The 13,244-nt window shown below is 68.1% G+C and carries 10 protein-coding genes and 1 pseudogene; 5 read left to right on the top strand and 6 right to left on the bottom strand.

What is annotated here, in order from left to right:
* Position 1: 1 nt before the first annotated feature.
* Positions 2-250, top strand: coding sequence for a hypothetical protein (locus ACFCLZ_RS18890; protein WP_380277494.1), 249 nt, complete (start codon positions 2-4; stop codon positions 248-250).
* 24 nt (positions 251-274) lie between these two features.
* Here the strand turns inward: ACFCLZ_RS18890 and ACFCLZ_RS18885 are convergent, their stop codons facing one another.
* The gene (locus tag ACFCLZ_RS18885) at positions 275-1,438 is read right to left on the bottom strand and encodes a pyridoxal phosphate-dependent aminotransferase (RefSeq protein WP_380277492.1); all 1,164 of its coding nucleotides are present in this window, start codon (positions 1,436-1,438) and stop codon (positions 275-277) included.
* Between the two features lie 487 nt (positions 1,439-1,925).
* Between ACFCLZ_RS18885 and ACFCLZ_RS18880 the strand changes: the two genes are divergently transcribed.
* Both ACFCLZ_RS18880 and ACFCLZ_RS18875 read left to right on the top strand, forming a co-directional pair.
* Positions 1,926-3,038: a hypothetical protein gene (locus ACFCLZ_RS18880; protein WP_380277491.1), complete on the top strand. Its 1,113-nt coding sequence runs from the start codon at positions 1,926-1,928 to the stop codon at positions 3,036-3,038.
* 747 nt (positions 3,039-3,785) lie between these two features.
* Positions 3,786-4,841, top strand: a complete 1,056-nt coding sequence (locus ACFCLZ_RS18875) for a DUF4365 domain-containing protein (RefSeq protein ID WP_380277489.1) — start codon at positions 3,786-3,788, stop codon at positions 4,839-4,841.
* Positions 4,842-4,889: 48 nt separating this feature from the next.
* Here the strand turns inward: ACFCLZ_RS18875 and ACFCLZ_RS18870 are convergent, their stop codons facing one another.
* Both ACFCLZ_RS18870 and ACFCLZ_RS18865 read right to left on the bottom strand, forming a co-directional pair.
* Entirely contained in the window at positions 4,890-5,903 is a 1,014-nt protein-coding gene (locus ACFCLZ_RS18870) for a DUF4365 domain-containing protein (RefSeq protein ID WP_380277487.1), read from the bottom strand.
* A 143-nt stretch (positions 5,904-6,046) separates the two neighbouring features.
* Positions 6,047-6,802 (bottom strand): annotated as a pseudogene (locus ACFCLZ_RS18865) (aminotransferase class I/II-fold pyridoxal phosphate-dependent enzyme); the annotation flags it as partial.
* A gap of 241 nt (positions 6,803-7,043) precedes the next feature.
* Here ACFCLZ_RS18865 and ACFCLZ_RS18860 point away from each other — a divergent pair.
* Positions 7,044-7,559 (top strand): hypothetical protein, encoded by a 516-nt coding sequence (locus ACFCLZ_RS18860; protein WP_380277485.1) that lies wholly within the window; start codon positions 7,044-7,046, stop codon positions 7,557-7,559.
* A gap of 4 nt (positions 7,560-7,563) precedes the next feature.
* Complete coding sequence (locus ACFCLZ_RS18855; RefSeq protein ID WP_380277483.1) at positions 7,564-8,679, top strand: peptidase; 1,116 nt, start codon at positions 7,564-7,566, stop codon at positions 8,677-8,679.
* Between the two features lie 88 nt (positions 8,680-8,767).
* Here the strand turns inward: ACFCLZ_RS18855 and ACFCLZ_RS18850 are convergent, their stop codons facing one another.
* The 3 genes from ACFCLZ_RS18850 to ACFCLZ_RS18840 form a co-directional block, all read right to left on the bottom strand.
* On the bottom strand, positions 8,768-9,331 hold the full coding sequence (locus ACFCLZ_RS18850) for a YbjN domain-containing protein (RefSeq protein WP_380277481.1): 564 nt from the start codon (positions 9,329-9,331) through the stop codon (positions 8,768-8,770).
* Between the two features lie 182 nt (positions 9,332-9,513).
* The gene (clpB, locus tag ACFCLZ_RS18845) at positions 9,514-12,135 is read right to left on the bottom strand and encodes an ATP-dependent chaperone ClpB (RefSeq protein WP_380277479.1); all 2,622 of its coding nucleotides are present in this window, start codon (positions 12,133-12,135) and stop codon (positions 9,514-9,516) included.
* 72 nt (positions 12,136-12,207) lie between these two features.
* The gene (locus ACFCLZ_RS18840) at positions 12,208-13,236 is read right to left on the bottom strand and encodes a LysR family transcriptional regulator (RefSeq protein ID WP_380277477.1); all 1,029 of its coding nucleotides are present in this window, start codon (positions 13,234-13,236) and stop codon (positions 12,208-12,210) included.
* Positions 13,237-13,244: the final 8 nt, after the last annotated feature.

Genomic DNA, 13,244 nt, shown 5'->3' with positions numbered 1-13,244 from the left:
CATGGTCGAGGCATCCTCCTTCGCCCGTGCCTTAGCCCTGCCGCTGCGGGCCGTTCCAGCAGTGCTGCTCGTACTCTTCGCTGGCCTCATCGGGATCATCGCCCTCATGTGCTCCGTTGATCGCAGGGCCGACGGCATGGAGCTTGCCCGGATCTGGACGGCGGCTGCCTGCGCCATCGCGATCGGCCAGAAGCCGAGCTGGCCTCGTCGGGCTGGTCGAGCGCAGAGCACGGCAAAGCCGCCGAAGTAGTCCCCTTGTCCCGCGCGCAGTCGGTCAGAGCTGCTGGAGTCGCGTTACCGCCTCGCTCAGAACCTCGTCCTTCTTGCAGAAGGTGAACCGAACCAGGCTCTGCCCGGCTTCGGTGTTGTCGTAGAAGACGACGTTCGGGATGGCGACCACGCCGCAGCGCGCGGGCAGGGAACGGCAGAACTCCAGGCCGTCCTTCTCCCCGAGTGGGGTGATGTCGGTGGTGATGAAGTACGTGCCCTCGGGGTTGAACACGCGGAAGCCCGCCGACGAGAGACCCTCAACCAACAGGTCCCGCTTGCGGACCAAGTTGGCGCGGAAGGTGGCGAAGTAGCTCTCGGGGAGGCGCAGCGCCTCAGCAACTGCGTACTGGAATGGGCCTGCGCTGACGTACGTGAGGTACTGCTTGGCGGTGCGGACCGCTGAGACGAGCGCCGGACTCGCGGTTACCCAACCAACCTTCCATCCAGTGAAGGAGAAGGTCTTGCCGGCGGAGGAGATGGAGACGGTGCGCTCGCGCATGCCAGGCAGGGCGGAAATGGGGTGGTGGGTGGCTGTGCCGAAGACGAGGTGCTCGTAGACCTCATCCGTGATCACTAGGAGGTCGTGCTCGACAGCGAGTTCGGCGATGGTCGCGAGTTCGTCGGCGGTGAGGACGGTGCCGGTGGGGTTGTGAGGGGTGTTGATCAGCAGAAGCCGGGTACGCGGGGTAATCAGCGCGCGCAGTTCGTCCAGGTTCGGGCGGAACGATGGGGCTCGCAGGGTAAGTGGGACGCGGGTGGCGCCAGCCATGGCGATGCAGGCGGCGTACGAGTCGTAGAACGGCTCGAATGCGATCACCTCGTCGCCGGGCTCCAGAAGCGCGAGCAGGGCCGCCGCGATGGCCTCTGTGGCGCCGGCGGTGACCAGAACCTCGGTGTCCGGGTCGTAGGTCAGGCCGTAGAAGCGCTGCTGGTGTTCGGCGACGGCCTGGCGCAGTTCGGGGATGCCGGGGCCGGGCGGGTACTGGTTGCCGTTGCCCTTGCGCAGGGCCCGGACGGCAGCCTCGCGGACATCCTCGGGGCCGTCGGTGTCGGGGAAGCCCTGCCCGAGGTTGATCGAGCCGGTGGAGATGGCCAGGGCGGACATCTCGGCGAAGATCGTTGTGCCCAGCCCCGACAACCTGCGGTTCAGCAACGGCCTTGTGCCCATGTGTGTCCATCTCCTTGGCTCAAGATCGACGGTCCTGGATCTCGTCAGGTTCGGGCCGAAGCCTATTGCGGTTCGTCCTCCGAGGGGAGGACGAACGGGCGAGCTGGCGCCCTGCCCTTGTCCGCTCCCATCGATGCCTCCACCATGCCACTCGATCGGCGGAATCCTGGGGGAAGACAGTCTGCAGAGCGGTGAGCAATGCCCCGAGGCTGATGCACGGGAGAGTCACCCACCACGGAGAACCGGCCAACGAGCAGATGCCGAGACTGCCGCAGACAGCGCAGGGGGTTGCCAGCAGCTGGTGCGAGGCCGGCCGCCTGGAAACAGGCGGCCTCGGATCGTCTGGCGTCTCTGCATGACTCATCGTGAGATCCTTTCTGCGGTGGCCTACGAGTAGAGCTGATACGGCAACAGTCGCTCAGAGGGCGGGTGTTGCGGCAAGCCGCACACTGTTGCGGATGGCGAGCAACGGCCAGGAGATGCGTCTGTGTCAGGCAGCTACGGAGACGGTGGCGACGGCGGCGTGATCGAAGGAGAGCTGCTTCCCGATGCGGACCTCGGCATACGTTTGAGTGCGGAGATCGCCAGGGGTGGACCACAAGCGGCTGTCGCGATGCGACGGATGGACTTTCGGCCGATTCCCGATGGCGTCGGACCTGAGTGTCGTGAATTTGCTGAGATCCTGCGGTTCCTCGGCCAGCGAACGGGAAGATCGCTTCGAGGGTACGCAGTCCTCGCGTACCGCGATGCCGGAAGGCTGTCCAAGTACTTCAGCGGGCGGGAGGTTCCGCCCGCTGACTTTGTTGAGAGGTTGATCGCAGACGGGGACCAAGTCTCGGGGAACCAGCTCGCAGCAGAGGTCCGCGAACACGTCCGGCAGTTGCACCGGGCGGCCCTGCGCGCTGTCAGCCCGAAGTCTGCTTCAGTACAAGCCCTGCGCGACGAGATCGTCTCCGCCAACAAGGACCTGAGCAAGGCGAGCACCTTGGTGAAGACTCTGGCGGAGGGCTTGGATCAGGCTCGCCAGCGCGTACGGGAGCTTGAGGGGGAGAATCGTCAGCTTGAGCTCGAAGCGGCGACCGTAGCGGTTGCGTCGGCTGCCGAGAGTGAGCGCCTTGTAGGTGATCAAGAGCGGCTCCGGGCAGAGCGCGATCAGCTTCGTGAGCAAGTCGATCATCTCAGCGAGGCTCTGGAGCGAGCCGAGCAGCATGCGAGGTTGCTGCAGCAGAGGTGCTCCGATTTGGAGGATCGGCTCGAAGCCGCAGGGGAGACTGCTGCGGAAGAGACGGCCGACACCACCGAAGAGGCTCGAGAACAGGACGACCACGAGGCCGAGGCTCTGCGGCTCAGAGAAGAGCAACTACGTGTCGCGAGCGTTGCTGAGGCCGAAGCTCGGGAAGCACGACGGCGGTTGGACGCAACGATGTCAGAGCTTGCCAGCATTGAGAGACGGCGTGCTCAGGCGGAGGAGGCCGCAGACGAGATGCGTATGCGTGCGGCCCACACCCAACAGGAACTCCACGACCTGGAATCGCGGCTGGCCGCCCTCCAGGAAATTACGGACGGTACTCCGCTGGGCCGCCTAAGAAGACGACGATGAGCCACACTGTCGGTGGCTCGGCAGTGCCGCAGGTTCGTACTCAGCTCGCCAGCAAATAGGTAGGCGAACAGGGCTTGACCCAGGAGTGTGCGCACGGCACGCCACTGCCGAACAGACCGCCGCATCGAGAGCGGCGCTCGATGTACCCCTTGACGTTGCCAGCGCGGATCCCGCGGCCCCGTTTCCAGAGGTGTCCATCATGCCCCAGCGCCTCATCTGTTCAGTCTCGGTTGGATGGGTCGCCAAGATCCGCGGCACGGACGAGAGGTACGTGTACGCGCGTACGTTCCTCGGTCGGAGCGGCCAGCCCCACGGTTGGCCGCTCAGCGGTAACGGCCTCTACGAGTGCCGGGAGATCGGCCCGTTCGGGAAGTTCTCGTGCTTCTTCGTGGCCAAGGGCCTGTGTCGCCGCCGAGTGGAGCTGGTGTTGCCGGAGACCGCTGCGCGTCTCGCTTGCCGGCTTGGCCCGAAGGGTGCTGATTCCTGATGCTGCCCAGGAAGGCCATCAGCCCATAACAGGGCAGGCCCGATACAGCATGTATGCCCACGGGAGTACCTCCATGAGACTGGGGGATGGCCGAATCGGGTCGCCGAAGTCGAAACAAAATCCTTGATTGTCAGTCCACTTGAGTACCATCTCTGCATGCCTGCCAGGCGAACTGTTGTGCCGCGTGAGCTGCAGCACGCACTGCTGTTGGATCCGGGAATTACGGCGCCATTCGGAGCAGTAGCTGAGGGGGAGACGAAATGACCAAGGTACGCGCCACAAGGGTCACCGAAAGGGCCGGGGTAAACGAGTTTCGCTCGTTGATGGAGTCTGCGGGTCACATCGTTCAAGAAATCGATGGGGGGAATGACCAAGGGGAGGACTGTTACCTGAGCTTCACCAGGCTAGGGGAGCGGACAGGCGAGATCGTAGCTGTCCAGGTGAAGAGTGGCGGAGCTTATAGGCGACCCGTCGGATACGGAATCCCATGCCGTAATCATCTCAGAGATTGGACCCTGAGCCGGATTCCAGTGATCGGTGTTGTCTATGACCCGGAGCTGCGCAAGCTGTTCTGGGTTAATATGACCGAACACCTCCTGGAACGGATTGGTCGGGGTGAGACTCCGAAGAGCGTTCCGATTGGTGAGACTGAAATCCTTGACGCGACCACCGTGGCTCATTTCGTAGCCAGCGCGTCGCGCTTTATAGAGGCGCGTGACGGGGCAATGCCAGATGCCCCAAGGACATTTCCGCAGGTGATCGGACGTGCGGTGCGGCGGCTCGGCAGTCACAGGGCAGTTGCCGAGGTGCCGATCGGGGGGATTCCGTATGAGCTAGGAGTTGCCTCCGTTGACTTTCGCGAACGTCATCCCCGTTTCGATAGTCAAGCGGTCAAAGTATCTTTCTTCATTGTCTTAATCTGTGCATTTATCATGACGGGGCCGGGCTTGTATAAGGCCGCGGCTCGCGAGGATGACGGTTTGCTGTGGAATGGATGGATTTGGCTGATCGGGTTTTATGGGACTGTGACCTATCTGTACAGGGCGGGCAGCACGGATCCTGAGCGGAAAAGGGCCCGATTGATCTCCTGGTCGGCCCACCTTCTCCTGGCTTGCGGATGGTATGTGGGAGTGGGTGAAGAAATTGCCGCATGGCCGGTCAATTCAATGTTCAGCCGGGTATTCGTCTGGATGATGCCGGCTATCGCTCAGGCGCTGATCCTCTGTCTTGGCGCCTTCTACGCCGAGAAGGAAGCCGGTCGAAGGAGGAGGTTGCGCGCAGCGTACCCAAAGGGTCTTCCAGGGGATGTCGACTAGTTCTCGCGCAGGCGTCGGTATCCGTGTATTGGCGAATTGAGTTGCGATTCACCTTTCAGGTGTGCGCGCTTTCGCTGCGCGGCGTCTGTCCATGGCGGCGCGAATATAGCTGGCGAACAGCAACTTTAGGCCGAGTGATGGCACCAATGCTCCTGCAATAATCCATGTAGTTCCCCACCATGATTCGCTTTTTCCGTCATCAATCAATGGCAGCCAGAGAAAGTTGCTGACGATCAGCCCGAAGAACCTTCCGGTGTTGGCTGGCAGCCTCCCGGCGCGAAACTCAAAGAAGAGGGTTAGGGCCATGTAGAAGATGAAGCTATAGAGGCCCATGATCCATGGGGTTGGCGGCACGCCACTACCGTAATTATTTACGAAGCGCACCTGGTAGGGATACTCAAAGATCATGATCCCTACGAGGATCAGCAGGGGAATGATCCGTAGGTATTCGCGGGCGAAGCGTTTGATCTTGTCTTCGTGTCGTAGCGCAATCTCGGCCATCCCCTCATAGAGAGGGTTGGCGACGTCTGTCGACCTGGGCTCATATTTGCCGAGTCGGGCTTGGACGGCTCCTGCGAATGTCTCCTCTTTCGTGGCCCCGCGAATTCTCATCCCTTCACTGTCGATGTACATTTCAATTTCTGCGACGAATCCTCGGATGCTTTCCGTGGCCAGCTCGGAATCGGCGGGGATCTGGACCCACTTTGGGGCTTCTCCGGGAAGGTTAAGTCGGCGTGTAAGGTTCACCCAGAAGAGGCGGCCGGATTCCATGTCGTGTACCACCCCGAGGACCGGGATTCGACTTTCTTTCCAGTCGTGATAGTGATCCTCTACGGGAATGGCATACCCATTGGCCCGCTTGTACTTCTTGCCGCTCTTGACCTGGATCGCGACTACGTGTCCTGTCCTACGGCCGTTGCGAGTCAGGAGCACGTGCATGTCTTCGCCGTGATCGTTGCCACCGTCGATCTCCTGGACGATGTGCTCGTGGTCTTCAAGGAGGGTGCGTAGCGCGTTCACGCCTGCCCGCTCGACTCGCCGACTTGGTCGGACAGATGCCATGTGACCCCTCCCTGGTCACCGACACCTTACTTAGCGCCACTGACGAGCGGGATGAGTTTGTGGAGTACCGGCTCGCCAACCTGAGCTTGATGGCCATCAGGTGAGGAGACAGCGGGTCGTACTCAGCTCGCCAGCAAATAGGTAGGCGAACAGGGCTTGACCCAGCCGACCTTCCAGCCGGTGAAGGAGAAGGTCTTGCCGGCCGAGGAGATGGTGACCGTGCGTTCGCGCATCCCGGGGAGGGCGGCGAGGGGGTGGTGGGCGCCGGTGAAGACGAGGTGCTCGTAGACCTCGTCGGTGACCACCAACAGGTCGCGCTCGACGGCGAGTTCGGCGATGGCGGTGAGTTCGTCGGGGGTGAGGACCAGGCCGGTCGGGTTGTGCGGGGAGTTGAGCAGCAGCAGCCGGGTACGGGGAGTGACCAGGGCGCGCAGCTCGTCGAGGTCGGGGCGGAAGTCCGGGGCGCGGAGGGTGAGCGGGACGCGGACGGCGCCGGCCATGGCGATGCAGGCGGCGTAGGAGTCGTAGAAGGGTTCGAAGGCGATCACCTCGTCGCCGGGCTCCAGCAGCGCGAGCAGCGTCGCGGCGATGGCCTCGGTGGCGCCGGCGGTGACCAGCACCTCGGTGTCCGGGTCGTAGGTCAGGCCGTAGAAGCGCCGCTGGTGCGCGGCGATCGCGGTCCGCAGCTCGGGGACGCCGGGGCCGGGCGGGTACTGGTTGCCGCGCCCGTCGCGCAGGGCCCGGACAGCCGCCTCGCGGACCTCCTCGGGGCCGTCGGTGTCCGGGAATCCCTGGCCGAGGTTGATCGAACCGGTGGCGGTGGCCAGCGCGGACATCTCCGCGAAGATCGTCGTTCCCATGCCCGCCAGCCGGCGGTTCAACAGCGGCCTCGCACCCATCACGGCTCCTCACAGATTGCGGTCGGGCCCATCCTCCGACGGCCACGGGCCGCGGACAAGCTCCCGTGGTGCCGGGCCGTCCTCAGCGTCCCGGCGGGGCGGTCCGGTCCGCGATCCGGCTGAAATGCGGCCCCTATGGCGGAGTGCGGCGGATCGCGGCTTGCGGGAACCGATCACCGGCTTTTGCCTGACATCAAGTCACTCAGAATGCCCGCTGGCGGGCGTTGTCCCGGGAGTTGTCATGCGCTTACGAATCATCTCCGTCGCGGCCGCGGCCGCCGTCCTCGCCATGGTCCAGCCGGGTACCGCCGTCGCGGCGTTCGACCCCAGCACCACGGTCACGTTCGTCGTCACGTCCGGCGCGCTGACGATGTCGGTGCCGGTCAGCGCCGCCCTCGGCTCGGGAGCGCCCGGCACCCAGGTCAGCGCTCCGATCGGCCCGGTGAACGTCACCGACCTGCGCGCCCTTCTCTCGGCCTCCTGGACGGTGACCGCGTCGTCGACGGACTTCGCCAACGGTCCGTCGACGATTCCGGCGACCAGCGCGACCTACGTGCCAGGGACGGTGACGACGACCGGCACCATCACCGCCACCACGACCAGCGTGACGCTGAGCAACTCCCCGCAGGCGGTGGTCACCGGGAGCAGCGGTGTCGGGGACAACACCGCGACCTGGAACCCGACGGTCACCGTCTCCCTGCCCACCGGCGCGATCGGTGGGATCTACACCGGAACGCTGACCCACTCCGTTGCGTGACCGGATGAAGGGTGCGCGCCGGTACTGGGTCCTGCTGACGGTGCTGGCCGTCGTCCAGGCGGTCGGGGTGCTCCCGGCAGCGGCGGACGGGATGCCCTCGACGCCCGCGCCCCGCTCGACACCCTCGACGCCCTCGACGCCCTCGACGCCCGCCCCTTCGACACCCGCGCCCTCCTCGACACCCTCGACGCCCTCCGCACGGCCGAGCCCCGCGGAGCGGAGCATCGGCATCAAGCTGCTCGACGCTCCGCAGAACCGCCGTGACGATCCCCGGGCGCAGGCGTACATCGTCGACCACGTCGCACCGGGCTCGACCGTCGAGCGGCGGGTGGAGGTCTCCAACGCGTCGTCCACGCCGATGCGCGTCAGCGTCTACGCCGGGGCGGCCGGCATCGAGAAGGGGCAGTTCACCTTCGCACCGGAGCGCACCCCCAACGAGCTGACCGGCTGGACGTCGCTCGACACGACGGAGCTCGAGCTGGCGCCCTCGGCAACGGCACGGGTGCGCACCACCATCCGGATCCCCGGGGAAGCCGCCGCCGGGGAGCGGTACGGCGTCATCTGGGCCCAGACGGCCGCTCCCGCGGACCGCTCGCAGAACCTGACGATCCTGGGGCGGGTCGGGGTCCGCATGTACGTCGACGTCGGTCCCGGCGGTGAGCCGCCCGCGGACTTCGCGATCGAGCGGCTCTATCCGACCAAGGCCCGCGGCGGGCGGGGGGAGGTCCACGCCCGGGTCCGCAACACGGGGGGCCGTGCCCTGGACATCGGCGGGACGCTCGCCCTCCTCGACGGGCCGGGCGGGCTGCGCGCCGGGCCCTTCCCGGTGAAGACGGGCACCACGCTGGCTCCGGGGGACGCCGGGGAGGCGGTCGTCCCGCTGGACGCGGGGCTGCCGGACGGCCCGTGGACCGTGGAGCTCACGCTCCGGAGCGGCGTGGCCGAGCACACCACGCGCGCCACCGTCACCTTCCCGAGGGATCCCGGCGGCGCCGGAGCGGTCGAGGCGTCGGCGGCCGGGTCGGGGAACCTTCCGACCCCCGTGAGGGTCGGCTTCACGGTCCTCGTCCTCGGCGCCCTGAGTGTTCTGCTCCTCAGGTACCGCCGGCGCCGCCGCTGACCACTCCGGCCGCCCGGGGCACCCGGGGACGGCGACGGCCCGCCACCGGGTGCCGGTGGCGGGCCGTGCGGGGGAGCCCCCCGGGGGGTCAGCTCTCGTTGGTGTCGCCGGACGGCTTGCCCTCGCCGTCCTCGCCCTCGATGTCGTCCTGCAGGCCGAGGCGCTCGACGATCCACTGCTCGAAGCCCACGGCGGCCTGGGTCCAGTTGGCGGTGGTGGTGACGAAGTAGTCCAGGTTGACGCCGGTGCCGACGATCATCTGCGCCTCGCCGATCAGGCGGACCACGCCGTCCTCGTGGGTGTGGGTGTAGACCTTGGGCCAGAGGGTCTCGCGGTTCCACTCGTCGATCAGGTCGAGGATCTCGCCCTTCTTCTCCAGCGGGTACGGGCGGTCGTAGAACGCCCGGACCGCGAAGAGCTCCTTCTGCTCGCCGCGGAACATGTAGTAGACGCGGAAGCCCTCCCAGGGGGCGGTGAGGTCGCCCTCCTCGTCGACGCCGTGCTTGAGCTGCATCTGGTCGAGGAGCTGGCCCACCAGGTTCTGGTCCGGGACGATGATCGGCGGCGGTCCGGCCGGACGCCCGCCCTGGCCTCCGGGCTGGCCGCCCTGGGGGACGCCGAACGACGGGATGGACGACGGGTCGATGCTCATGGGGTCCTCTTCCTCAGTGCACATGGTGGTCGGCAATGAGAGGCCGCCCTTCCGAGTCCATCCTGCCTCATCCGGGGCTTGCCTCACAGGGGTGGCAACCGGCGGGAGGGGCATGGCCGGATCACGGCCCACGCCCGGTGAACCCCGGGAGTGGACCATGATCGTTCAGGTGTGACGGGCGGCTACTTCTCCAGCGGCCCGCGGGCACGGACGGTGAGCCGGTCGCCCTCCTCGTCCCGCTCGACCAGCACGGTGTCGCCGTCGTGCACCTGGCCCGCCAGGATCGCCCGGGCCAGTTGGTCGCCGATCGCGGACTGCACCAGCCGGCGCAGCGGCCGGGCGCCGTACGCCGGGTCGTAGCCGGTGAGCGCCAGCCAGTCCCGGGCGGCCGCGGAGACCTCCAGGGTGAGCCGGCGCTCGCGCAGCCGGTCGCCCAGTCGGGCCACCTGGAGGTCGACGATCCGGGTCAGCTCGGCGGTGCCCAGCGGGTCGAAGACCACGATGTCGTCGAGCCGGTTGAGGAACTCCGGCTTGAAGGCGGCCCGCACCGACTCCAGCACGAGGTCCTTCTTCCGCTCCTCCGGGGTGGTCGGGTCCACCAGGCTCGGTTCATTGAACGCGTGACTTCCCAGGTTGGAGGTGAGGATCAGGATCGCGTTGCGGAAGTCCACCGTGCGGCCCTGGCCGTCGGTGAGCCGGCCGTCGTCGAGCACCTGCAGCAGCACGTCGAAGACCTCGGGGTGGGCCTTCTCCACCTCGTCCAGCAGCACCACGCTGTACGGGCGGCGGCGGACCGCCTCGGTGAGCTGGCCGCCCTCCTCGTAGCCGACGTACCCGGGCGGGGCGCCGACCAGGCGGGACACCGAGTGCTTCTCGCCGTACTCGCTCATGTCGATGCGGACCATCGCCCGCGCGTCGTCGAAGAGGAAGTCGGCCAGGGCCTTGGCGAGTTCGGTCTTGCCGACGCCGGTCGGGCCGAGGAAGAGGAACGATCCGGTCGGGCGGTCCGGGTCGGCGATGCCCGAGCGGGTGCGCCGCACGGCGTCCGAGACGGCCTGCACGGCCTCCGCCTGGCCGATCAGGCGGCGGCCCAACTCCTCCTCCATGCGCAGGAGTTTGGCGCTCTCGCCCTCCATCAGCCGGCCGGCCGGGATGCCCGTCCAGGAGGCCACCACATCGGCCACGTCGTCCGGGCCGACCTCCTCCTTGACCATCGAGGCGGAGGCGTCCTCGCCGGCGGCGCGCTCCTGGGCGTCGGCGAGCTCCTTCTCGGCGGCCGGGATCTCGGCGTACATCAGCTTGGACGCACGCTCGAAGTCGCCGTCCCGCTGGGCGCGTTCGAGCGCGCCGTGCAGGTCGTCCAGCCGCTCCTTGAGCTCGCCGACCCGGTTCAGGCTCTTCTTCTCCTGCTCCCAGCGGGCCGTGAGCACGCTCAACTGCTCGTTCTTGTCGGCGAGGTCGCGGCGCAGCTTGGCCAGCCGGTCGACCGAGGCCGGGTCCGACTCCTTCTCCAGGGCCAGCTCCTCCATCCGCAACCGGTCGACGGAGCGCTGGAGTTCGTCGATCTCGACCGGGGAGGAGTCGATCTCCATCCGCAGCCGGGAGGCCGCCTCGTCGACCAGGTCGATCGCCTTGTCGGGCAGGAAGCGGGAGGTGATGTACCGGTTCGAGAGGGTGGCCGCGGCGACCAGCGCGGCGTCCGCGATCTGCACCTTGTGGTGCGCCTCGTACCGGCCCTTGAGGCCGCGCAGGATGGCGATGGAGTCCTCGACGCTGGGCTCGCCGACCAGCACCTGCTGGAAGCGGCGCTCCAGGGCCGGGTCCTTCTCGATCCGCTCGCGGTACTCGTCCAGGGTGGTGGCGCCGACCATCCGCAGCTCGCCGCGGGCCAGCATCGGCTTGAGCATGTTGCCGGCGTCCATCGCGGAGTCGCCGCCGGCGCCCGCGCCGACCATGGTGTGCAGTTCGTCGATGAAGGTGACGACCTGGCCGTCGCTCTGCTTGATGTCGTTGAGGACGGCCTTCAGCCGCTCCTCGAACTCGCCGCGGTACTTGGCGCCGGCCACCATCGCCCCGAGGTCCAGGGCGACCAGGCGCTTGCCGCGCAGCGACTCCGGCACGTCGCCGGCCACGATCCGCTGGGCGAGGCCCTCGACGACGGCGGTCTTGCCGACACCGGGCTCGCCGATCAGCACCGGGTTGTTCTTGGTGCGGCGGGAGAGCACCTGGACCACCCGGCGGATCTCCTGGTCCCGGCCGATCACCGGGTCGAGCTTGCCGTCCCGGGCGGCCTGGGTGAGGTCGGTGCCGTACTTCTCCAGCGCCTTGTAGGTGCCCTCCGGGTCCGGCGAGGTGACCCGGGCGCTGCCCCGGACGTCCTTGAACGCGGCGAGCAGCGCCTTCGCGGTGGCGCCCTGCCGCACCAGCAGGTCGGCGACCGACCCGCCCTCGGCGGCCAGGCCGACCAGCAGGTGCTCGGTGGAGACGTACTGGTCGTCGAGGTCGTCGGCGCGCTTGCCCGCCTCGGTCAGCACGGCCAGGGTGTCGCGGGCCAGCTGCGGCGCGGCGACGGTGGAGCCCGAAGCGCTGGGCAGCGCGCCGAGCCCGCGGCGGGCCTCGGCGTCGATCCGGGACACGTCCGCGCCGACCGCCTCCAGCAGCGGCCTGGCGATGCCCTCGGGCTGTTCCAGCAGGGCGATCAGGATGTGCACCGGCTTGACGTCCGGGTTGCCGACGGCGCCGGCCTGCCGGATCGCGGCGGACAGGGCGTCCTGCGTCTTGGTGGTGAACTTGCTGGCGTCCACTGCTGGGGGGTCCTCCCTCGTCGTGCGTGATGTCTGCTGGATACAGCATGCACTAAGTTGAGTCTATTCCGCTCAACTTTTGGATGAACGGTCGGGGCGGACCCGCAGGGCGGGGCCCTGCGGCGCCGCGGGGCCCTCGCGGGCCGTCTTCGGCGGGAGGGTCCGGGCCTGTGCCATCCGCGCCTGGTGGGTCCCGGCGGTCCGCCGGGTCAGTGCCAGCAGCTCCCGGGCCGGCCCGGTCGGCCGCTGCCCGGACGGCCAGACCGCCCGCAGCGGCCGCCGCAGGTCCAGCTCCGGGGCCAGCCGCACCGCCACCAGCCGCCGGGTGGCCAGCTCCTCCACCACCGCCAGCTCGCTCAGGCAGACCGGTCCGGCGCCGGTCATCGCCGCCGCCTTGAGCGCCGTCGACGAGGCCAGCTCCAGCCGCGGCGGCGCGGTGCCGCCGTACGGCGCCAGCGCCATCTCCAGCACCTCCCGCGTCCCCGACCCCGGCTCGCGCAGCACCAGCGGGGTCGCCGCCAGCTCCCGCCCGGACAGCGGCGAGCGGCGCCGCGCCCACGGATGGTCCGGCGCCACCACGACCACCAGCCGGTCGGCCGCGACCACCGCGCCCGCCAGTCCGGCCGGGGGCAGCGGTCCCTCGACGAAGCCGAGGTCGGCGTCCCCGGCCAGTACGTGGCCCGCCACGTCCGCCGAGTTGGCGGTGCGCAGCGTCACCGCCGTGCCCGGGATGACCGCGTGCAGCGCCAGCAGCCAGCCCGGCATCAGGTACTCGGCGACGGTCAGGCTGGCCACCACGGTCAGCCGGGCGTCCCGGCGCTCGCGCAGCGCGTCGATCCCGGCGTCCAGCGCCTGCGCCGCCTCCACCACCTGCCGCGCCCACTCGACCACCAGCCGGCCCGCCTCGGTGGGCCGGGAGCCGCGCGGGGAGCGCTCCAGCAGCGGGACGCCGACCTGCCGCTCCATGCCCTTGATCCGGGCGCTCGCGGTCGGCTGGCTCACCCCGAGTTCGGCGGCCGCCCGGCCGACGCTGCCGAGCCGGGCCACCGCGAGCAGCAGCTCCAGCGCACCGAGTTCGGGGACGCGCGGAGAGAGGGCCATAGGTTCAG

The organism is Kitasatospora purpeofusca (assembly GCF_042691725.1).
In the GTDB taxonomy this organism is placed as follows: Bacteria; Actinomycetota; Actinomycetes; order Streptomycetales; family Streptomycetaceae; genus Kitasatospora; species Kitasatospora purpeofusca_B.
Note: the sequence above shows the minus strand (reverse complement) of the source record. Positions and strands in the feature narration are given on the sequence as shown.

Coding starts and splice junctions, on each gene's coding strand:
- ACFCLZ_RS18890 (WP_380277494.1), top strand. CDS start 2: ATGGTCGAGGCATCCTCCTTCGCCCGTGCCTTAGCCCTGCCGCTGCGG.
- ACFCLZ_RS18885 (WP_380277492.1), bottom strand. CDS start 1,438: ATGGGCACAAGGCCGTTGCTGAACCGCAGGTTGTCGGGGCTGGGCACA.
- ACFCLZ_RS18875 (WP_380277489.1), top strand. CDS start 3,786: ATGACCAAGGTACGCGCCACAAGGGTCACCGAAAGGGCCGGGGTAAAC.
- ACFCLZ_RS18870 (WP_380277487.1), bottom strand. CDS start 5,903: ATGGCATCTGTCCGACCAAGTCGGCGAGTCGAGCGGGCAGGCGTGAAC.
- ACFCLZ_RS18860 (WP_380277485.1), top strand. CDS start 7,044: ATGCGCTTACGAATCATCTCCGTCGCGGCCGCGGCCGCCGTCCTCGCC.
- ACFCLZ_RS18855 (WP_380277483.1), top strand. CDS start 7,564: ATGAAGGGTGCGCGCCGGTACTGGGTCCTGCTGACGGTGCTGGCCGTC.
- ACFCLZ_RS18850 (WP_380277481.1), bottom strand. CDS start 9,331: ATGAGCATCGACCCGTCGTCCATCCCGTCGTTCGGCGTCCCCCAGGGC.
- ACFCLZ_RS18840 (WP_380277477.1), bottom strand. CDS start 13,236: ATGGCCCTCTCTCCGCGCGTCCCCGAACTCGGTGCGCTGGAGCTGCTG.